17 protein-coding genes are annotated in these 20486 nt (G+C 33.4%); 8 read left to right on the top strand and 9 right to left on the bottom strand.

Features of this window, described 5'->3' with window-relative positions; genetic code table 11:
• Positions 1-111: 111 nt before the first annotated feature.
• The 7 genes from yidC to QZ659_RS17060 all read right to left on the bottom strand — a co-directional run bounded on the left by yidC (position 112) and on the right by QZ659_RS17060 (position 9201).
• Positions 112-1965, bottom strand: a complete 1854-nt coding sequence (yidC, locus tag QZ659_RS17090; protein WP_291727690.1) for a membrane protein insertase YidC — start codon at positions 1963-1965, stop codon at positions 112-114.
• 180 nt (positions 1966-2145) lie between these two features.
• Positions 2146-3840, bottom strand: a complete 1695-nt coding sequence (locus QZ659_RS17085) for a CTP synthase (protein ID WP_291727688.1) — start codon at positions 3838-3840, stop codon at positions 2146-2148.
• 162 nt (positions 3841-4002) lie between these two features.
• A complete protein-coding gene (locus QZ659_RS17080) occupies positions 4003-4479 on the bottom strand; it encodes a gliding motility lipoprotein GldH (RefSeq protein ID WP_291727686.1) in 477 nt (158 codons plus the stop codon).
• A 90-nt stretch (positions 4480-4569) separates the two neighbouring features.
• Positions 4570-5409, bottom strand: a complete 840-nt coding sequence (locus QZ659_RS17075) for a PASTA domain-containing protein (RefSeq protein ID WP_291727683.1) — start codon at positions 5407-5409, stop codon at positions 4570-4572.
• Positions 5410-5496: 87 nt separating this feature from the next.
• Positions 5497-6252 carry a hypothetical protein gene (locus QZ659_RS17070; RefSeq protein ID WP_291727681.1) on the bottom strand — a complete coding sequence of 252 codons (756 nt, stop codon included), beginning with the start codon at positions 6250-6252 and terminating at the stop codon, positions 5497-5499.
• Positions 6253-6338: 86 nt separating this feature from the next.
• On the bottom strand, positions 6339-8129 hold the full coding sequence (locus QZ659_RS17065; RefSeq protein WP_291727679.1) for an ABC transporter substrate-binding protein: 1791 nt from the start codon (positions 8127-8129) through the stop codon (positions 6339-6341).
• 295 nt (positions 8130-8424) lie between these two features.
• Positions 8425-9201, bottom strand: a complete 777-nt coding sequence (locus QZ659_RS17060) for an exodeoxyribonuclease III (protein WP_291727677.1) — start codon at positions 9199-9201, stop codon at positions 8425-8427.
• Between the two features lie 187 nt (positions 9202-9388).
• Between QZ659_RS17060 and QZ659_RS17055 the strand changes: the two genes are divergently transcribed.
• From QZ659_RS17055 to QZ659_RS17035, 5 genes are all read left to right on the top strand, one after another.
• Positions 9389-10144: an outer membrane beta-barrel protein gene (locus tag QZ659_RS17055; RefSeq protein WP_291727675.1), complete on the top strand. Its 756-nt coding sequence runs from the start codon at positions 9389-9391 to the stop codon at positions 10142-10144.
• Between the two features lie 165 nt (positions 10145-10309).
• Positions 10310-11104, top strand: a complete 795-nt coding sequence (locus tag QZ659_RS17050; RefSeq protein WP_291727673.1) for a hypothetical protein — start codon at positions 10310-10312, stop codon at positions 11102-11104.
• Between the two features lie 149 nt (positions 11105-11253).
• Positions 11254-13173, top strand: a complete 1920-nt coding sequence (locus tag QZ659_RS17045; RefSeq protein ID WP_291727671.1) for an O-antigen ligase family protein — start codon at positions 11254-11256, stop codon at positions 13171-13173.
• A 92-nt stretch (positions 13174-13265) separates the two neighbouring features.
• Positions 13266-14372 (top strand): Fic family protein, encoded by a 1107-nt coding sequence (locus QZ659_RS17040; protein WP_291727669.1) that lies wholly within the window; start codon positions 13266-13268, stop codon positions 14370-14372.
• A gap of 121 nt (positions 14373-14493) precedes the next feature.
• On the top strand, positions 14494-15618 hold the full coding sequence (locus tag QZ659_RS17035) for an MBL fold metallo-hydrolase (protein ID WP_291727692.1): 1125 nt from the start codon (positions 14494-14496) through the stop codon (positions 15616-15618).
• Between the two features lie 3 nt (positions 15619-15621).
• Here the strand turns inward: QZ659_RS17035 and QZ659_RS17030 are convergent, their stop codons facing one another.
• Positions 15622-16077 (bottom strand): hypothetical protein, encoded by a 456-nt coding sequence (locus QZ659_RS17030; RefSeq protein ID WP_291727667.1) that lies wholly within the window; start codon positions 16075-16077, stop codon positions 15622-15624.
• A gap of 288 nt (positions 16078-16365) precedes the next feature.
• On the bottom strand, positions 16366-17790 hold the full coding sequence (locus tag QZ659_RS17025; RefSeq protein WP_291727665.1) for a C1 family peptidase: 1425 nt from the start codon (positions 17788-17790) through the stop codon (positions 16366-16368).
• Positions 17791-17921: 131 nt separating this feature from the next.
• Between QZ659_RS17025 and QZ659_RS17020 the strand changes: the two genes are divergently transcribed.
• The 3 genes from QZ659_RS17020 to QZ659_RS17010 form a co-directional block, all read left to right on the top strand.
• On the top strand, positions 17922-18365 hold the full coding sequence (locus tag QZ659_RS17020; RefSeq protein WP_291727663.1) for a hypothetical protein: 444 nt from the start codon (positions 17922-17924) through the stop codon (positions 18363-18365).
• 5 nt (positions 18366-18370) lie between these two features.
• The gene (locus QZ659_RS17015; RefSeq protein WP_291727661.1) at positions 18371-19447 is read left to right on the top strand and encodes a DNA polymerase beta superfamily protein; all 1077 of its coding nucleotides are present in this window, start codon (positions 18371-18373) and stop codon (positions 19445-19447) included.
• Between the two features lie 160 nt (positions 19448-19607).
• Positions 19608-20486 (top strand): helix-turn-helix transcriptional regulator (locus QZ659_RS17010; protein ID WP_291727659.1); only part of this gene is annotated, 879 nt, incomplete at its 3' end.

Here is a 20486-nt window from a genome sequence, read left to right as displayed (position 1 = left end):
TCTAATCTGTTTTAAACAAATAAAAACCTTATTTTTAATCCCGAGTTCACGTTAAAAAAGCAATAGACTTCAAAAACCTATTGCTTTTTTTGTGATTTGTTTGAAAAACTCTTAGTTCAACTTATCCTTCTTATTCGGATTTTGATTGGTTTTCTTTTTCTTTGTCTCAGCGTCAGCTTTGGCTTGAGCTTGTTGTTCTTGTGCTTGTGCCATTGCATCTTGCATACGTTGCATAAATGAAGAGCCTTTCTTACCACTCTTTTTCTTCTCTTCTCTACGCTTTTCTAGCTGTTTTCTGATTTTGTCTTCATCTACAAAGAACTTACGAATTACGAGTGTCTGTGTAAGAGTAACTAAGTTTGAAGTTACATAATAAAGCGTCAGACCAGCAGGGAAAGAGTTTAAGACAAACATAAACATAATTGGCATTCCGTACATCATCACTTTCGGATTGATAGGAGAGTTTGCCATAGAAGTTTGTTGTGTACTTACGCTTGTTACCAAAATTTGTGACGCTGTCATCATCAGCGTAAACAAACTTACGTGGTCGCCATAGAAAGGAATATTGAAAGGTAGATTCAAGATAGAATCATAGGTAGAAAGGTCACTTGCCCACAAGAAAGATTCGTTTCTAAGCTGAATTGCACTAGGGAAGAAGGTAAAGAGTGCAAAAATAATAGGCATTTGTAATACCATAGGCAAACATCCACTTAGTGGATTGACCCCAAACTCACTATTGAGTTTCATCGTTTCTTGTGATTGCTTGGCTTGGTCGTCTGGATATTTCTCTTTGATTTTATTGATTTCTGGTTGTAAAACCTTTGTTCTAGCTTGTGCTACATACGATTTGTAAGTAAGAGGAGCTAAAACCATCTTGATAAGGAATACCATTACTATAATCAAGATTCCGTAATTTTCAATGAATTTTTCTAAGACATTAAACAATGGAATAATGATATATAAACTTATTGGTTGTAAAATAGCCCAACCTAAGTAGGTGTTTTCTTGGAAACCTTCTGTTACGGCTTTGTTGATGTCGTGTTTGTTTGGACCAAAATAAAAACGTGCTTTTGCATCAGTCGTGAGTGAAGAGATAGGTAGAGTAGCTTCCACTTTCAAGGTTTTGATAGTAGAAGAATCTTGCTCATTGACAGCATCCGAACCAATAACTAACTCCTCAAACTGCTTATCTGTAATAAGAGCAGCATTGAAAAAGCGTTGTTTCATCGAAAACCAAGTAACAGGTTGCTCTAGTGGCTCTGATTTAGCATCATTGCTTCCTTTGCTTAAATAGTCAAAATCTTCGTCAGTAGTGTAATAATTTACTGTTGTTTCTCTTCTGTCTAATTCAATATTTTGGTCGGTGCGCTTGATAGCATCTTTCCACGAAAATTGTAAAGAATTACTAGAAGCATCCGTTTTGACAGCATAAAAAAGCTCAAAACCATCTTTTGGCAGCGAGTAAGTAATTTCTAAAGGCTTTCCATCTACTTGTGTTGTGAAAGTAACCTTATCTTTTGTAGCATTCTGAACAGCAAAACCAAGTTTGTCTATTCTAACACTTCCAGAAGAAGTAGGCATAGAGAGTTCCATCTGACTGCTCTTTTCGTCTAAGAGAATCAAAGGCTTTCCATCAAAAGTTTGATAGTTTTTGAGTTCTACATTTAAGATTTCTGCACCCAAAGAAGATAGAGCCACTTTGATGTTATCATTTTCCAAGATGATTTCCTTTGCATTTGCAATCATTGCTTGGGTAGCTGAATCTAATTCTACGTTTTGCCCTGTTTCGGTATTTTGTCCATTTTGTTGGGCTGCAAGAGTTTCTTGTGCTGTTCTGATGCTGTCTTGTATTTGCTCAGTACGCTGTTTTGCAGCTTGTTCTTCTTGGCTAGGACTGAAAAAGAACATATATGCAATTAGCAATGCTGACATCAAGACGAGTCCGATGGTTTGATTTTTATCCATTTATATCTAAAGTAAATTAATTTTTGTTCCTTTTATTTGAAAGGATAATTTTTACGGAACAAACTTTTATCCTTTGTATAGAATAATTCAGAAAACTGTCAAGTCGTCCGAAAAATTCAGTATTTCTTGTCCTCGCTCTAAAGAGTAAGCTACTTCTCGCTCTAAAGTGTGAACTACATTTCATTCTAAAGAATGAGCTACAATACGCTTTTCTAGTGCAGCCTTTATAAAGCCAACAAACAAAGGATGAGGACTAAGAGCCGTACTTTTGAGTTCTGGATGAAACTGAACACCTACAAAATAAGGATGTTCGTCTTGTTTCATCTCTACAATTTCTACTAAGTTTGATTCTGGATTAATGCCTGTTGGAAGAAGTCCTGCCTTTTCATATTGCTTTAAAAAAGTATTGTTAAACTCGTAACGATGGCGATGACGTTCGTGTATGAGGTCTTTTCCACCATAAATTTCGGAAGCCAACGATTTCTTTTTAAGCTGACAAGGATATGCACCAAGACGCATTGTACCTCCTTTTGTTGTGATATTTTTTTGCTCTTCCATCAAGTCAATGACAGGAAACTCTGTTGTTGGGTTCATTTCTGCCGAATGTGCGCCTTCTAGTTTCAAAACATTTCTTGCAAACTCTACCACAGCGACTTGCATTCCCAAACAGATTCCAAAAAATGGAATTTTATTTTCTCTAGCATATTTTACTGCCAACACTTTTCCTTCAATTCCTCTATCTCCAAACCCAGGGGCAACCAAAATGCCGTCCATATTTTCCAAATGCTTCTGAACATCTGCATCAGAATCTAAATCTTCTGATGAAACCCAATGTAGTTTTACTTTTGTTTCTGTCTCTGCTCCTGCATGAATGAAAGACTCTACGATAGACTTATACGCATCAGGAAGTTCTACATATTTTCCAACGAGTGCAATTCTGACTTCATCTGTTGGGTTTTTGAGTTTTCCCAAGAAATGTTTCCACTCATCTAAATGTGGTGTGCTATCTGTTGGAAGTCCTAATTTTTCTAATACAATATCATCTAAATGTTCTTTTCTCATCAGAAGTGGAACATCATAAATAGTGTCAGCATCAATAGATTCGATAACAGATTTGATATTTACATTACAAAACTGTGATATTTTTCTACGAATATCATCTGGTAAAGAATGTTCTGTACGACACACCAAAACATCTGGTTGAACGCCTTGCTCTGAAAGCATCTTGACAGAATGTTGAGTAGGTTTGGTTTTAAGCTCTTTGGCTGCACTCAAGTAAGGCACTAACGTAAGATGAATAACAAGTGAGTTTTGCTCTCCAAGTTCCCAACGAGCTTGGCGCACAGCTTCCACAAAAGGAAGTGATTCAATATCGCCCACACAACCTCCAATTTCTGTGATAATAATATCGTATTTTCCTGTTTCGCCTAAAAAATAAAAGTTACGTTTTATCTCGTCAGTAATATGAGGAATTACTTGAACAGTCTTACCCAAAAAGTCGCCTTTTCTTTCTTTGTTGATGACAGTATTATAGATTCTGCCAGTCGTTACATTGTTTGCTTGCGATGTACTCACATTTAGAAAACGCTCATAATGCCCTAAATCTAAGTCAGTTTCTGCCCCATCGTCTGTTACATAACACTCGCCGTGCTCATACGGATTGAGAGTTCCAGGGTCAATGTTGAGATAAGGGTCAAATTTTTGAATAGTAACGGAAAAGCCTCTGGACTGCAATAGTTTGGCAAGTGAAGCTGAAACGATGCCTTTACCTAGTGAGGAAGCTACACCTCCCGTAACGAAAATATATTTTGTTTTGCGTGGAGAAGGAGAGGCTGTGTTTTTTGTGTTGTCTTTGGATGATTTGGTCGTACTCATAATGTTTTGCAAACAAATAAACGAAAACAGATAGGCAGAATAGAAATATGTTTTCTAGGTCTGCTTTTGTTCTCGCTTGTTTTTAAAGAACTGTAATAGAATGAATTACAAGAAAGTCCTTATTTTTAATGCTGCAAAATTACGAAAAAAAAATGTATTAATTCAATTTGTAATTCTCAAACCTACAGTCTGTATTCCTTCCAGAGAATCTTGACGCATCATCTGTTCTAACTCTATTTTATAAATGCCCTTTTCTGAAAAATTGAAGTTAGGCTCTAATTCAAACTCTCTATTATATACTTTTCCAAAGCCTTCTCCCAATGGTTTTCCTGTCTTACAGTCGAAGAGCGTATCTGACTTCATTTTTTGAGTAAGCAGTTTGCCTGTGGGTGAAAATATTTTATAGCGTACATAAGAATTGCAGTAATCATAATCTAATGTATAACGCAGATGATAGTAAATAGAATGGTTTTGGGTATCATCTATGCTTACATCAAAAGATTGTAAATTATTGGCTTCCCAAAAACCATTTTCCAACTCCTTATGATTTTCGTATAGGCTATCACTTCCACAAGAGGACAATACAAGTAGAACAGAAAGGGAAAAAACAAGGAAAGCAACTTTTTGGAATAATGACATAATAAAAGGTGTCTTGAAATAAATTGAAATGTATCTTCTAATCAACGTAAATCAATACAAATTATTCTTTACACAGATTTTTAAAAAATGTTATTCATAAGCCGAAGCTATCCAAATTTGAACTTTCTGACCTACAATAACTTTTGTTCCTGCTGCAGGTTTTTGAGAGATAACTGTTCCTACTTCTTTTCCTTCTACTTTTTTATAATATACTTCTACGTCTAATCTACTTCCTTCTATGAGTAACTTAGCATCTTCCCCATATTGCCCAATATAGTTTCCAAATTCGAAACTATCATTATTATTGCCTTCTGCAATGAAAAGTGTTATGGGTGTTCCCTGTGGTATGTACACTCCCTTCTCTAAGTCTGCTTTTTCATACTCTGTTCCATCTACAGCTATTTTCAAGACAACATTTTTTGCGCTATTTTTTACAAATTCTTTTTTTCCTACTTTGAGTTTTACATTCTCAATTTGTGTAGTTGCACTTGTATAAGGAAAATCTATAATTTGTGGAATACGTGTTTTGGGAGGCGTTGCCGAATTGATAGTCAAGTATATTTTTCTATTAATTTTGACTAATGAGTTGTTGGTTGGATTTTGTTGTAATACCGTGAGTGGTGGATAGTCTGGATTATACGAAGTATCAGCAATTTCATAACGCAAATCACGTTTCTCTAAGAAGTTTTCTACCTCTTCTATCTTCATTTTATTCAAATCAGGCACACGAATCGTAACATCATGATTGGTTGTATTAGGCAAATACATATAAAAGAACGCATACAAGATAATAGCCACCAAAAGCCCCATTAATACCAAGTGAATAAACAAGGTAGAGTAGTGATTGCGAGTAAGGTAGTAATGCGTTTTGTGTTTTACCTCCTTAAAATTTATGTTTTCCTTGAGATTTTTGAAAAAATTTGTGTCCATTTTTATTTGCAAAACGTGATTAGATAATCTACAAAAATACAATATTCTGTTGTATTCTTGACGCTATATAAAGTAAAAAGATAAAATTTAGTTTTCTTCTAGTATCTTTTTTTTGATATTTTCTTGTAAAATCTGACTAACTGTTTTATACTCTTCCATCATAACATTTAGTTTGCGTTCTATTTCATTGAATACAAACTGCATTACAGACTGAATCAGTGTTTCTGAAAGTTGTATTGAAGTGGTTGCTTCTTGAAGCGATTTGTTGTCTAAGCTTTCTACAAACTCTTCTGTGATTTTATCTAGCCTTTTCTGGGCTAGGTATTCTATTTCTTTTACTACCTGTAAAAAATTCATAGATTGCTTCATTGACTCTTTTGCAGCACGGTTTGGTTTGGTTTGAAAATTCCAATCTTCAAAATCTTTAAAAAGCTTAAACCTTAATTTATTTGTCTCAGCGTCCATATGATTTCTAAGATGTATCATTACTCCCATTAATCCTTTATTTGCCAAGAATTTTTCTAATGCTTTTTCCACTTCATCGTCCACATAATCCGTAAAGATAGATTGAAATTCATCTTTAAAATTAGTCGCTATAATCTTCTCTACAAAGAGTTCAAAATTAGATTTTAATTCTAAATCTATCATTTCTTGTTGGCTATCATGCACAAGTTCATGTTCAGCTTCTTTTAGCTTTTCCAAAAACTCTGTCAGCTCTAACCATTTCATAAAATCAGTTTTACAATTCTCAAAAAGCCTTAGTTCTACTTGTTTCAAATCCTGTAAAGCCTTAAATTTTTCTGCATTTATTTTATCTTGAATTTGCTCTCTTGATATGTTCATTGTTAAGATTATTGAGGTTTTGATAGAAAAAAAGCCAACTATTATTCTAATAATTGGCTTTTTATAAAACTATGAAATGTTATTTCTTACTTATTTGCTTGTGCATCATTTGGGTTTCCTGTTGCTTTAGGCTCTAAATATACTTGTGAGAAATCTCTATACTGCATTGGATTGTTAGGAAAGTTTTTTACATAAGGCTGTAACAAACGATACCCCTCATCATACCACAAAACAATAACTGGAGCATCTCTCATCGCTAAATTTTCAGCTTGTGCAAAATACTTGATAGCTTCTTCTTCATTTACAGCATTCATTGCTTTATCATACAAAGCATCAAATTCTGGATTCTGATAACGAGACAAATTCGGATAAGAAACCGTACCGACCGTACTAGGAACATCTTTTCCATAGAACATACGAATAAATGCCTCTGGGCTAGGAAAATCTGCAATCCAAGAGAGTTTGATAAGTTGGAAGTTTCCTGTCATCATTTTGTCAGTAGATTGTGCCATCGGAACAATGTTAAGCTCTACCTCAACTCCCAAAACATCTTTTAAGTCTTTTTTGATTTCTACAGCTACATTCGTATTTCTGTCGCCTTCTGCATTGAGTTCTAACGTGATTTTAGGAAAATCAGTAGCACTTCTGTATCCTGCCTTATTGAAATAATAACGAGCAGAATCGGGATTGTATTCATAGCCATAAATATCGTCTGGATAACCTTTGTCTTTGAAAGATGGTGGGGTTATTCCGTGGTGTCCAGCTTCGTACGCTTCGCCTCCCAAAACATATTCAAAGATTTCGTCTTTATTGATAGCAAAAGAAAAGGCTTTTCGTATATCTACATTTTTGAATATTTCATCATCTGTCATAAATGTCAGAATCTGAGTTTGCATCTCTGGCTCGTGTTCTAATTCGAAAGGTAAAGACCCATCAGCACGCTGATATTCGTCTATGATATCGATGATATAATCTGTTGGCAGACGATAGACCATATCTAACTTATTTTTACGAAACTCAAAAAGCTCTGTTTTCTTATCTTTAATAAAATAAACTTTAACAGCATCAAGGTAAGGCAAACGGTTTCCAGCTTCATCTATTCCATGATAATTATCATTTCTTTTCAGAATTACTGAAATATCTTCTTCTATATCATCTAATAAAAAAGCTCCTGTTCCGATAGCCTTTCCTCCCATATCTACTCCATATTTTTCATAGGCTTCTTTTGGGAAAATATAAGTTTCTGGGCGAGCTAAATAGTTGAGAAATAAAGCATTTGGCTTTTCAAGAGTAATTTCAATCGTATGCTTATCAATAATCTTTATTCCTTCTATTTCTTGTGAAGGTGTTGCCCCACTAGCAGTAGCATCATAGTAGGCAACTGCTCCTTTTATAACGCCACCAATAACATGAAAACCTTGATTGTCTCGGCTTTGTGTAGCGAGTCTTGTAAGGCAATATTTTACATCTTCTGCTACAAATTCTCTTCCTTTGCCATCTGGAAAGGCTGCATCATTGTGAAAGAAAACGCCTTTTTTCAAGCGAATAGTATAGGTTTTACGGTCGTCGCTAAGTTCATAGCTTTCTGCTAGACTATTAGTTACTCGTAATGTTTTTGGGTCTAATTTGAAAAGTCCTTCATAAACTTGTGAAGCAATTCGGTAAGAATAAACATCAACAATATTTAGTGGGAATAAGGTTCTGAAATACTCTGTTTCGTTTACATTAAAAACTCCTCCATAGAATCTACCTCCCTTTGCTTCTCTCACATTTCCAGCTTCTGAAGAGCCAGAGTTAGTACAAGAAGTGAGCGATACACTAGAAAATAGGGCTAGAATTAAGAGTAAAGAATAAAGTTTGGTAGGTATTTGCTTCATACGAATGTGCCTTAAATAACGTTGAAGATGGAAAAAACTCAAAAGAATAATTATTTATAAGTAGGGTTGAATTTTAAATAGGTGTTACAGCTTAATCATATTTTTTAGAGCAAAAATATTCAACTCTCTTGAGAGAATAGAAATATATTAAACTTTTACAAAAACAATTTGTGTAAATAATTTAGCAAATCAAAAAATATGCATAGTTATTTATGTAAATATAGTGATTTTTGTCTTGTATTGTCAAACTAATTCGTATAACCGTCATTTATATAGCCTAACAAAATAAATAATACTACAAAGACAAGGATAATAAGACAGGACAATGGTCTGAATGGACAGCTTCTGAAAGGATTTGACAATCTGTCATATACTTTGAAAAGGGTTCTGAAATAAAATGATAATCTATACGCCAGCCTAAATTTTTTGCTCTACAATTATTTCGGTACGTCCACCAAGAATAATTGTGAGGTGCTTTGTTGAAGTTTCTAAACGCATCAATCATTCCTTTTTCTTCAAAATCGTCTAACCATTTTCTTTCTTCAGGTAAAAATCCCGAAGAGTTTTTATTTGTTTTTGGATTATGAATATCAATTTCCTTATGACAAATATTGTAATCGCCACATACTATCACATTTTCTTGTTCTGCACGAACATTTTCTAAATATGTATCAAATTCCTCTAACCACTGGTATTTGTATTCTTGACGTTTATCGCCAGAAGAGCCAGATGGAATATATACATTGATTACAGAAAAATTTGTTCCATTTATTTCAAAGTCGGCTCTCAAAACTCTTCCTTCCTCGTCAGACTGTTGCATATTTGAACCTTGTATGACTGAAGTAGGTTTTATTTTAGTAAGAATCGCTGTTCCACTATATCCTTTTTTTTGCGCTGAAAACCAGTACGAATCATAGCCTAGAGATTCGAAGAGTGCTTTATCTACTAGCTTTTCTTCAATTTTGATTTCTTGTAAACAGACAATATCTGCATCTGTCTCTTTTAGCCATTTCCAAAAATCTTTTCGTAGGGCTGCTCTAATTCCATTTACGTTGTAGGTGATGATTTTCATTTTTCTAAATTTTCAATTATGTTTTTTGAGAACACTAAAATAATAAAATACAGTAAAAGTTAAAGTTTTGGTTTGGGTAAGCTCAATTAGGGAAGCAAACAAATGTATTTTCTAGGAGTTGTATATATAGATTTTTTTTAACTAAAAAACTATTTTTTGATTTCAACTTTTTAAACTTTAATTTTTTATGAATACTATTATTCGCTTTAGTTTGATTTTGTGTTTTCTTCTTACTGTTTCTTTTTCTGTATCAGCACAGTTTATGGCAGATGCTGAATTTAATATTCTAAAAACAGGCTACAATAAAATTCAAGTTTCGGGTACAGAAGGCACTCGCTTCAATGTAGTAGAAGAAGGAAATGGTAATTTTGATAATCAAGCCTCATTTGCCTATCGTCTTCGTTTGGGGTATCGTTTCAAAAATCGCCACAATGTTTTTGGTCTTTTTGCTCCTTTGAGAGTATCTTATAATGGAAACTTTGAGCAGCCTACACGTTTTTTTAAACAGAATTTTTTACCCTTTACAGAAACAGATGTAAACTACCAGTTTAATTCTTATCGCTTGACCTATCGTTATGATTTTGTTGTAACAGATAGGGTACGTTTGGGTGCAGGTCTGACAGGAAAAATTCGTGATGCGTATATAGAAGTAGAACAAAACGGTATTTCTTCAAAGAAAACAAATGTTGGGTTTGTTCCTCTTATCAACCTGTATGCTTCTGTAAATGCTAATGAAAAGGTAGGTTTTATTTTGGAAGGAGATGGACTAGCTTCTCCACAAGGGCGTGCTTTTGATTTTGAATTGGCAGGTTTCTATAGATTGAAAGAAAATCTCAATCTTCGTTTTGGTTATCGTATTTTGGAAGGTGGTGCAGAAAACGATGAAGTATATAATTTTACGCTTATCAATTATGGTCTGATGGGGTTTAGCTATAATTTCTAATAGGATTTGACAAAAGATTTTGAATAAACATTTGATAGAAAATAATAGATTAAAAACACATAGGCTTATTTTTTGCCTTTTAGTTTTTGTCTTATCAGTAGAATATCAGAACTTTGTCAGTTATCTGATATAAAGCCTCATAATGAATTATTTCAAATCAATTTTATGAAAAACATACAAAAGCTAGTATATATATATGTGATTTTATTGGCGTTTGCTTCTTGTCAAACACTAGATTTAGAGACTGTACCCCCAAATTCTGTAGTAGTGCGACAAGGTAATACAAACATTCAAGACCAAAGTACAGTAATAGAATATGGAACGCACAGGGTTTTAAAAGATTCGGTTACTAAAAACTTTATGCTTACACATTCCAAAAATCAGATTTTGCGTTATAGCGAAATAACAAGTGATAGTCCAGATTTTATTGTAACAGTACAGAAAGATTCAAGTATATTATATCCGACACAATCGTTGCCTTTTTCAGTTACGTATGCTCCAACCTTGGGAGGAGAATCAATAGGAAAAATTAGCTTTTCTACCAACGACCCAGCCTTTCCTGTATTTAGTTTTAATGTAAAAGGTTTTGGCGTTGCACCTCCAGAAATTATTGGAAATAATACGCCTCAATTTGATGAACTCAATACTATTCCTATAGCTGGAGGAGACAATGGAACGCTCTTTACAGTAGAAGTTTATGTGGAAGACCCCTATGAAAGGATTAGTCCTTCATCTCTGCAAGTAGAAGTAGAAGCCATTTTTAGTAGCCGTGAGCGTCTTGAGCCTGTTCTATTAACACCAATAGAGATAAGTCAAGACAACAAACGTATTTTTTATACTTTTCCTATTCGTTTTGGGGAAAATAACTTTGTAGATTTACAAACTAGATTAGTTCTTGGAAATGGTGACATTTCTAATACTTTTCAAGTACGTGTAGAAAAACCAAATGATGCTAATTAAATCATCATCATAAAAAATAAGAGAAAAAGACATTTACTATTTAAGTGAATGTCTTTTTTGTTTGTAGTAGGCTGTATGGTTTATTTATCTATCAAAAAATTAATACTTTTGAGAAATTAAACGAATTATTTTTACTTTCTCTTGTTATAATGAATCCTTATAAATGGCTTTGGCTGGCAAGTATTTCATTACTTCCTTTTTTATTTATCAGAAATACACAAGTAGGGCAATTAGACCCTGTTCTTTTCAGAACTGTGGTATGGAGTATTTTCAATTTTTTAATAGTAGCTCTTGGTTGGAAAGAAATTTCTGTGTCTGTATTTAAAAAAATAGGTGTGCTTTCTTTTTTAGGGTATTTGGCACTTGCTATTTTAAGTTATTTGGTAGTGCATTTTTTATATTCCCCTTTTCAGCTAGAAGGAGTTTCAGAAATTATAAGACTTATCAACTGTTTTTTTTCTATTATTTTTTCTGTTCATTTTATTCAGCAAGAGAAAAAAAATATACATCTACTTACCAAAATTGTAGCTCTGCAAACAGTGGTCTTGGCAGGAGTAGGAGTTTTGCAATCTATGGAAATATTAGAAAATTGTGCAGAAGGAGCATCTCCGTGTGGTTTTCTGATGAATCGTAATCTTTTTGGTTCTGCTTTAGTGTTGGGTTTGCCTTTTATGCTCTTTGTTTTGAAAAACACTATTGAGAATGAGGAGCAACAGGAAAACAATTTTATCAATATTATCTTCAATTTGGTAGGGTTAAGTAGTATTCTGCTTGGAATTTATCTTTCTCAAACTCGTAGTGCATATGCAGCGACGGCTTTTATTGGACTTTTTTATGTACTTTATTTTTTACTTCATCTTCGTTTTCTCTACGTCGCAGTAGTAATTATAGTCTTGGGAAGTATAGGGAGTATTACGTATTACAAATATTCAATTCTCAATCCAGATAATTTTGGTTCAAATCCTAAAGAACAAAGTTGGAGAGACCTTACTAAGACAGATAGCCAAGCCGAACGCCTCTTAATGTGGGAAAAAACACTCTCAATGATAAAAGAAAACCCTATTTTAGGAGTGGGCTTTCAAAACTGGAAATACCAAATTCCAAAATATAGTTTGGAAGGACTTAGAAGCGAAAAAAATGAATTAAATGTACAACGTCCTCATAATGATTTTTTGTGGATTGCTGCTGAAAGTGGAATAATTACGCTGTTTATCTATCTTTTGATGATGGGATATATGGTGTATGTAGGAATAAAAAATAAAAATATTTTAGTACTGGTTGTATTTGCTTTCTTGATAGATTCTATGTTTTCTTTTCCAAAAGAGCGCATAGCACACAGTCTTATCTTGACAGTCAGTATGGGAGTAATTTTAGTAAATGATAAAAAATTACTTACTAAAAATAGTAATTTTGAAAAAATAGTAAATGACAAAGAGAATATAAAAGTAGAAGAAAAAGTAATTACAAAGCAGCCCAATCAAAAGAAGAAAAATAAAATAAAGCATAAAACAGCAACCCAACAAGCTATTCAGAAAGATGATGAAACACCTAAAATAGTCAAATCTACTGCTGATATTATTCCTAATTATGTAGCTTATCTTTCTCTGTTCGTTTTGGGGATTTGCGTGTATATTTCTTTTGTACAGAGCAATGACAAAGAAAAAACAATACAACTACTCTCTTATAACCAAAGTCAGAATTTTAATGCTGTTTTGCCTGTCGCTGACCAAATAAACAAATACTTTGTTCCTTCAGATTATTTTATAAATTCTGTATATATGCATAAAGGATATGCAAGTCTGAATTTAAAAAAACAAAAAGTTGCTAAAGAAGACTACTTGAAAGGTTTAAAGCAAATGCCGTACAGCATTGCTCTATTGAAGCAAGTAGCTATGCTTTATCAAAATGAAAAAAAATATGATAGTGCCATTTTTTATTATCAAAAAATGCAAAACGTAATTCCACATCTGCCCGAAACCTACCAACAGATGTATAACAACTATCTTTTGAAAGGAGATACAGCGAGTGCAAGAGAAATTATTAAAAAATGTCCAGCTCCTTGTAAATAATTAAGGCTTATTATAGAGTAAGGAGAATAAGATGTATATTTGCTGCATAATTTGCAGGGAATAGTATGTTTTAACTCAATATTAGCTTTGTCATGTATATTTATCAACAGACTGATTATCCAAACTTTACTTGGGCAGATGATAAAATTATTTTCATCTTGGGACAAGTCAGACACTTGCAAGGTAAAGTGATAGGAAAAATGGAACTTCTAGGTTTTGATTTACAAAAAGAGGCTACATTAGAAACAACAGTTTTAGACATATTAAAATCAACTGAAATAGAGGGCAAAAACTTAGATATTCAGCAAATACGTTCTTCTGTAGCCAAAAATTTAGGAGTTGAGATACAAGATGGTGTTTATGTAGAAAGAGATGTAGAAGGTGTAGTAGAAATGATATTAGATGCTACACAAAACTTTAGAGATACTCTGACAAAAGAACGCTTGTTTGCTTGGCATGCTTCTTTGTTTCCCACAGGAAGAAGTGGTATGCAAAAAATAGAAGTAGGCAGTTTTATAAAAGATACTAAGGGTAGAATGCAAGTGGTTTCTGGAGTATTGGGAAAAGAGAAAGTACACTACGAAGCTCTTGTTGCAACTGATTTAGAACGAGAAATCAATTCATTTCTAGCATGGCTCAATGATGAAAAAATAGAAATTGACCCTATTTTGAAGGCTGCCATTGCTCATTTTTGGTTTCTGACTATTCATCCCTTTGAAGATGGGAACGGACGAATCGCTCGTGCCATTGCTGATATGTTTTTAGCAAGAGCAGATGAAACAAATCATAGATTTTATAGTATGTCTGCCCAAATAAGAGTAGAAAGAAAAGAATATTATGCTGTTTTGGAGCAAACACAAAAAGGAACAGTAGATATTACGAACTGGCTAGAGTGGTTCTTAAATTGTTTGTTGAATGCACTACAAAATTCTGATGAAATAATAAAGAAAGTATTAAAAAAATATCGTTTTTGGACACAACACGCACAAACCAACTTTAACGAGAGACAAAAACTTATGTTGAATAAACTATTAGACAATTTCTATGGAAAGCTAACGACTTCTAAATGGGCAAAAATGACTAAATGTTCATCTGATACAGCATTGCGTGATATAAATGATTTGTTAGAAAAAAATATCCTCAAAAGACAAAAAGCTGGAGGAAGAAGCACGAGCTACCAGTTAAATGTATTAGACTAGGTAGTTTTTATTTTTTTAATGATAAAATTTTCATTTTAATTGTAACTAAAGTAATTTTATATCGTATATACCCATCAAAAAGACTTTTATAATGACTAAAAAATCACTTAAAAATAAATTGATGAAAGTTTTGAAAAGAACTTTCTATGTTTCTTTAGCTCTAATTATTATGCTCGGACTAGCTACCAACCTTATTTTAAGACAAGACAAATTCGGCAAACTTCCAAAAGGAGAACGTTTGGAACGCATTAAAAAATCTCCTAATTATAAAGACGGAGCATTTCAAAATATTCATCATACGCCAGCCTTAAGCGAAGATGCAAGTTATCCTGCTATGATGAAGGAGTTTTTCTTTGGAGATAAAAAACGCAATTCGCCAGCAGATAAAATTCCTTCTACCAAAATTGACTTATTTAGTTTAGATAAAAGTGAAAATGTTTTGGTATGGTTTGGACATTCGTCTTATTTTATGCAATTGGATGGTAAGACTATTCTTGTCGACCCTGTTTTTAGTGGAGCAGCTTCGCCATTTTCGTTTGCTGTAAAAGCCTTTGATGGGACAGATGTTTATACGACAGACGAGATTCCAGAAATAGACTATCTTTTTATTTCTCACGACCATTGGGATCATTTGGATTATGAAACTATTTTGAATCTCAAACCAAAAATCAAAAATATTTTTTGTGGGCTAGGTGCAGGAGCTCACTTTGAGCATTGGGGATTTGATATAGATAAAATTCATGAGGAAGATTGGAATACGAAAGTAGAGTTAGAAGAAGGTTTTGAGATTCATTTTACACCTACTCGTCATTTTTCTGGACGTGGTTTTAAGCGTAATCCTTCACTTTGGACTTCCTATGTTTTGAAAACACCAAACACACAAATCTATATTGGTGGAGATAGTGGTTACGATACGCATTTTAAAGAAATAGGCGATAAGTTTGGGACTTTTGATTTAGTTATTTTAGAAAATGGACAGTATGATAGAAGCTGGAAATACATACACATGATGCCAGAAGAAGTATTGAAGGCTGCACAAGATTTGAATGCAAAGCGTCTTTTTCCAGTTCATTCATCCAAATTTGCTCTTGCTAATCATGCTTGGGATGAACCTCTGACAAAAGTCTCATCACTCAATCAAGACTTAGAAAACCCTTTTTCATTGGTTACGCCAATAATTGGCGAAAAAGTAGAAATTCAGAATCTAAATCAGTCTTTTAAAAATTGGTGGGAAGAGTTAGAGTAAATTCTATTTAATTACTAGCTTTTCTTTGCCTTGCAGAATCCATTTTTTAGCTGTTTGTACAGAGTCAAGGTCAAAAAGTCTAATATTAATTTGTGAATTAAAGCTATTAATAGAACGCATAATAATATGAGTAAACGCAGTTTCAATAGGATTAAAAGAACTTATTGCTGCTGCGTATATATCTTTATTCTTTAAAATGGCGTAACCTTTAGGAACTACATAAGATACAAACCAAATTCTACTTTGAGCAGTTGTAGATTGTTGTTTGCTCAAATCAAATATAAAACGGCTGTATTTATACTTTTCTACTTCTTCTAAAAGCATAAGGTTGGTAATTGTATGAAAATCTTGGTCAATATCTCCACCTGCTTTTATATAAAAGTATTCCTGCTCAACATCTACATAGATTTGATAGAGCATGTTTCCTTTTTCTTTTTTATTCTCATAGATAAGTTTCATCAAAAAAGGTTAGAAAATAGTGTGAAAAAATGCTTTCAAAAGTATAAGGGCTTTGTTGATGTTGTTTGTATCAGATAAAACAAACTGTTTATGTATTATACGCAATAAATGTTTTTAGAGTTTTTTTATTATGATTACACATCAAAAAATCATAGTAAGTGCCAATTTCAAGTTATTTTGCTTTAAAAAGTGATTTAATTACGCAACATGCTGCTCTGTGTGAGCAGGGTTTGTAAAATTTGAAACCGTGTCCTGTGGTGCACAGGACACTAATCTGCGTAAGTCTAGTTACTTATGTTCCAATTCTACTACATAAAAAGCAACTGTTCCTCTTAAAGAACTGGTAGAAAATTTTACTTCATTTGGAAAATAAGTAATATTATTTGAACTGATTAATTTATTACCCAATACTTGTGTTAGGCTTTCTTTTATAGAGCCTCGTCTTTTTCCTAGCTGTTCATAAATTTGATTGATATTTAAAGGATAGCGAGAATAAATAACACAAAACTCATCTGTTCCTGCTACATTATCCATTGTAAGAAAATGCTTTTCATCTGGAAAGGCAATTTCTCCATTATGATAAGGCAAATACGGGCTAATGTAGGCTTTATGAGGAAAGACAACTTGAATATTTTTAGTTTTGTCAGTAGCAAAAGCATAGACATAAGCAGGCTCAAAATTAGAGAGGTAAAGACGGAAATTTGTACCTCCACTAAAAGGTTGAGGCGTTTTGTAAGTAGCAACACCATTTTTTTTCAACTCAATTTTATTGCCGTTGGCAAGCTCAAAACGTAAACCTCCAGCTAATAAAGGACGCTCTTTTTTCGGTTTGTAATAAGGAACAAGTTCATAAGCAAAACGCACAAAATCAGTAAAAGTATCGTACTCTATCCACGTAAAACCACCATTTGCCCAACCTGTTCCCCAACTGTTCATTATTTCAAATGCTCCTTTCTCTCCTTTTTTATCATCAAAACCGACAACACAAATGGCATGTCCTCCCCAACCTTGACTTGGTTTTTCAGAAGGTCTCCAAAATTCTTTTGCATCATAAATAGAAGGAGGAGCTTCCATTCCAATAACAACAGGATTTCCTTCTGTTAGACTTTTTTTGAGTGCCAAAATGCGTTCTTCTTGTGTAAAACCAATATTCCAAAGGCGTACATAATCTTTTAATTTGTAGTCTTCGGCTTCTTTATAAATTCTTTCAGGAACATACTCCACACATTGCTCTGGAAAGCTGCTTCGTTTGGCTACGCCATGAACCTGCATTTTTTTAAGGGCATCTGTCATAATTGCGCCATACGTACAGTCTTGGTCTTCTTCTTCTTTTACCAATTTATAAATAAAACCAGGGGAGAAAATAAGTGCATCTATTTCAGCTTGTGAGCGCAAGTCTAGCTGGCGAGCTTCTAAAATAGTACGTGCTGCGTAGGCTGTCGTCCAACCAACACACGTTCCATACGTTCCTTGGTCTCCAGGGGTGGGGCAATATTGTTTGAGAGACACAGCAGAAGGCAAGCCTCTATAACTTTCTTCTGTCTGTTGCGATTTTAATGGAATTTCTTGGCTGGCTTTTTCTTCTGCATCTAATAACAAGCCTCTACCTCTATCATTTTTTTGAGCAAAAACTAATGAAAAAGGAGTAAAATAGATTAGAAAGAGTAACGAAAACGTATATTTTGAACTATATTTATAAAACAAGACTTTCATAGAGGATAGCATTTGAAGGATAATTTTTAATAACTGGTTTATACCCAAAACGCAAAAGTAGTGCCTTCATTGTATGCATGTAGTTCATTCTTTAGAATGAGTAATGTTCTTTCTAAACTTAATAAACTACAATGAATCATAGTCAAGTAATCGATATAATAGAAATATCAACCAAGATTGAAATTATAGATTCTTTGAATGGAAAAAATGAAATTATTTTAGCTCTTGAAGATAAAAAGGCTATAACAGAACTTGAAAAGATATTTGACAATCTCAAAAGTATAAATGGGTATTGGATGAGTAGAGGCGAATATTCTTTGTTTTTTTTTCAAGGACAATCCCAGATATTGGAAATAGAATATTTCTTTCCTTGCCATTTAAGATGTAAACATTGGAATTCTGATATGTTGATTTTAGATAAAAAAGGGATAATTGATTGGTTTGCTTCCCTTGGCATAGATTTAATTGAAAGAAGCAAAATGAAAGTTGATATAGAGTTTTTGCTAAAAGATGGAGTTATAAATGAAGCACAATATCAGAATTACCTAAAAAAACAAAATGAAAAACCCTCTTAACTATAATGAATCTAAAAACACTCAAAGAGCAAAACCTAATTCTTTTAGAAGCCTTAGCTGGTAGCAAAGCCTATGGAACAGACTTGCCTACTTCGGACACAGACATCAAAGGAATTTTTATTCTTCCAAAAGAGAAGTTTTATGGTTTGGAATATACCCCACAGGTAAGTGATGAAAAAAATGATATTGTTTTTTATGAGATAAAACGTTTTATAGAACTTTTGGCTAAAAACAACCCGTCTGCAATTGAAATTTTTCATACACAAGATTTTTTTTATAAAAATCCTGTTTTGAATTTGATTAAATCGGAAGATATTTTATCCAAATTATGTAGAGATACCTTTGCTGGCTACGCTCTTACACAAATTCGAAAAGCAAAAGGACTCAAAAAGAAAATTTTTAATCCAATGCCAAAAGAGCGAAAAACAGTGTTAGATTTCTGTTATATTTTAGACGATACAGAAAAGCAAAAAGTCAGTATTCCACTTACAGAGTGGCTTTTATCAAAGAATTATAAGCAAGAAAATTGTGGACTTTCTTCTATCAATCATATCAAAAATACCTATTTGCTTTTTTATCATAATCCGAATGAAGATAACAGCTTTTTTTATAAAGGAATTTTGAAAAATGAAGACTCTAATGAAGTTAGTTTGAGTAGTAATATTGCAAAAGAAGCAAAGCCAGTAGCGTATTTATATTTCAACAAAGAAGGTTATGCAGCGCATTGCAAAGAATACAAACAGTATTGGGAATGGGTAGAAAAACGAAATGATGCTCGCTATGAAAATACGCTAGAACACGGAAAAAATTATGATGCCAAAAATATGATGCACACTTTTAGATTGTTGGATATGGCGATTGAGATTTTGGAGCAGCAAAAAGTTATTGTCAAACGTCCAAATAGAGAAGAATTACTAAAAATCAGAAGTGGATTTTTTACTTATGAAGAACTCATCAAAAAAGCTGACCAAAAAATAGAACAGTTAGAAAAAGCCTATCAAAAATCTACTCTACCAGAAACTCCAAATATTGAAAACTTAGAAAATGCTCTTATTGAGATACGTAAAAGAATGTATAGTTAAAAACGATAATTTTTTTGGCAAACTGACTTTAAAATGCTTTTTTTGTTAGAAGATAAAACAAAAAAATATTCACGAATTAAAAATTGTCTGTTAGACAAAAACCATTCGTAATTAACTTCGTGGAATAGTATTTCGTAATTAAATAATTCGTAATTGATTCATGGCAGCTACCAAACTTGCTTTTTTCCGTTATTTGCTCATCGACCAAATGTTGCGTAGCAAATTCAAGCCTTTTCCTACCAAAGACGAACTTTTGGAGGCGTGCCAAGAGCGTTTTGGAGTTTCTTCGGCTTCCACGATTGAAAAAGATTTAGCTGCTATGCGAGACGAATTTGATGCGCCTATCAAGTACAGCAAAAAAATGAAAGGCTACTCTTACGATGACCCCAAATACAAATTTTTGTCTGTCAATCTTTCCGACGATGAGCAACTTGCTATGGCTTTTGTAGAATCACTTTTGGGAGAATTTAGAGAACTGCCTATTTTCAATGAATTTTCTGGGGCAGTAGATAAAGTATTGGACGGAATGGAAATTGCCAAAACATCCGAAGTTCAGAAAAATGTACAGCGAATTATTCAAGTAGAACAGTCCATTTACAAAGGAAAGGGAACACACCAACTCAAAGAACTCATCTATCATATTTCAGAGCAAAACGTCATTAAAATCTTCTATCAGAAGCACAACGAACCTCATACAAAACCCTACAATATTCATCCGTATTTACTCAAAGAATACCGAAATATGTGGTATCTGATTGGTTGGGTCAGAAAATACAATGAAGTCAGAACGTTTGGCTTGGATAGGATTATGAACATTGAGCCTTCCGAAGAGTCATATTTTATGACTCCAGAACAAGTACAGTTCAATCCAGAAGAGTTTTACAATCATTGTATTGGTGTTTCGGCACTCAAACAAAAACCAGAAGACATCATCCTTAGTTTTGACCCATTTCAAGGAAAATATATCAAATCCCAACCTCTTCACCACACGCAGGAAGTTTTGGTAGATGATGAAAATGAATACAGAATACGCCTTCAT

Source organism: Bernardetia sp., assembly GCF_020630935.1.
GTDB lineage: Bacteria > Bacteroidota > Bacteroidia > Cytophagales > Bernardetiaceae > Bernardetia.
Note: the sequence above shows the minus strand (reverse complement) of the source record. Positions and strands in the feature narration are given on the sequence as shown.

Coding starts and splice junctions, on each gene's coding strand:
- QZ659_RS17040 (WP_291727669.1), top strand. CDS start 13,266: ATGTATATTTATCAACAGACTGATTATCCAAACTTTACTTGGGCAGAT.
- QZ659_RS17015 (WP_291727661.1), top strand. CDS start 18,371: ATGAATCTAAAAACACTCAAAGAGCAAAACCTAATTCTTTTAGAAGCC.
- QZ659_RS17080 (WP_291727686.1), bottom strand. CDS start 4,479: ATGTCATTATTCCAAAAAGTTGCTTTCCTTGTTTTTTCCCTTTCTGTT.
- QZ659_RS17020 (WP_291727663.1), top strand. CDS start 17,922: ATGAATCATAGTCAAGTAATCGATATAATAGAAATATCAACCAAGATT.
- QZ659_RS17025 (WP_291727665.1), bottom strand. CDS start 17,790: ATGAAAGTCTTGTTTTATAAATATAGTTCAAAATATACGTTTTCGTTA.
- QZ659_RS17045 (WP_291727671.1), top strand. CDS start 11,254: ATGAATCCTTATAAATGGCTTTGGCTGGCAAGTATTTCATTACTTCCT.
- QZ659_RS17050 (WP_291727673.1), top strand. CDS start 10,310: ATGAAAAACATACAAAAGCTAGTATATATATATGTGATTTTATTGGCG.
- yidC (WP_291727690.1), bottom strand. CDS start 1,965: ATGGATAAAAATCAAACCATCGGACTCGTCTTGATGTCAGCATTGCTA.
- QZ659_RS17055 (WP_291727675.1), top strand. CDS start 9,389: ATGAATACTATTATTCGCTTTAGTTTGATTTTGTGTTTTCTTCTTACT.
- QZ659_RS17035 (WP_291727692.1), top strand. CDS start 14,494: ATGAAAGTTTTGAAAAGAACTTTCTATGTTTCTTTAGCTCTAATTATT.
- QZ659_RS17070 (WP_291727681.1), bottom strand. CDS start 6,252: ATGAACATATCAAGAGAGCAAATTCAAGATAAAATAAATGCAGAAAAA.
- QZ659_RS17060 (WP_291727677.1), bottom strand. CDS start 9,201: ATGAAAATCATCACCTACAACGTAAATGGAATTAGAGCAGCCCTACGA.
- QZ659_RS17065 (WP_291727679.1), bottom strand. CDS start 8,129: ATGAAGCAAATACCTACCAAACTTTATTCTTTACTCTTAATTCTAGCC.
- QZ659_RS17085 (WP_291727688.1), bottom strand. CDS start 3,840: ATGAGTACGACCAAATCATCCAAAGACAACACAAAAAACACAGCCTCT.
- QZ659_RS17075 (WP_291727683.1), bottom strand. CDS start 5,409: ATGGACACAAATTTTTTCAAAAATCTCAAGGAAAACATAAATTTTAAG.
- QZ659_RS17030 (WP_291727667.1), bottom strand. CDS start 16,077: ATGAAACTTATCTATGAGAATAAAAAAGAAAAAGGAAACATGCTCTAT.